Below are 645 nucleotides of genomic sequence, written 5' to 3'. Positions count from 1 at the left end.
TTGTATAATTCTGCTATGGTAGAAGCAGCCCAAGAGAAATTATTGGAAATCATTTCAATGGTTTGCTTGTTTTCATTATCCCAAATAGCCACTCTTCTTAATTTTTTTGGATATTTTTCTTTGGATAAAGGATTTGAGAGTACTATTTCTTCGTCTTTTAGGATGCTTTGAGCTCCTTTTGGTGGAAGTTCTCGTTCCTGTAAAGTTTCAAATTTCAGATTTTCTTTATGTCTTATTACGAAGAAAACACCTTTGCTGTCCCAAATAGAAAGCATCGGAAAATCGTTGTAAAAACGGTCGGCTACAATCACCGCACCTTTCTCTAAGGGAATGTTTTCCGCTCCCTTGTTATCAGCAACGCTTCCTTTGGTAATATTCACATAAGCAGGAAGTTTCCCATCGTATTCAAGTAAGGTATGCATTTTCACGGCTCCTTTCTTAGTGCGATACGTTGCCCAATCAAATAAAGAAAGACACAGGGAAATAAGAGTGGAATCTAATAGATAAACGGGAACTTTTATTTTCAGCTTTACTCGTTTTTGTTTGGTGTGCTGTCCTAATTGTTCTAATAGTTTGAAATACACGTCTTTAAACAAATCTGCATCTCGTTTTCCATTCTGGTAGCTAATAGAAGATTTGGAAGGT

At 36.3% G+C, this 645-nt stretch carries 1 protein-coding gene; it reads right to left on the bottom strand.

Translation table 11 applies throughout. From position 1 onward, the window contains the following. On the bottom strand, positions 1-645 hold a 645-nt coding region (locus tag IV513_RS16070), incomplete at both ends, for an IS4 family transposase (RefSeq protein ID WP_209391475.1).

Origin of the sequence: Chryseobacterium sp. RR2-3-20 (assembly GCF_017808115.1) — a bacterium.
GTDB classification, from domain to species: Bacteria; Bacteroidota; Bacteroidia; order Flavobacteriales; family Weeksellaceae; genus Chryseobacterium; species Chryseobacterium oryzae.
The sequence above is the reverse complement of the archived record's forward strand: the minus strand, read 5'-3'. Positions and strand labels throughout refer to the sequence as shown.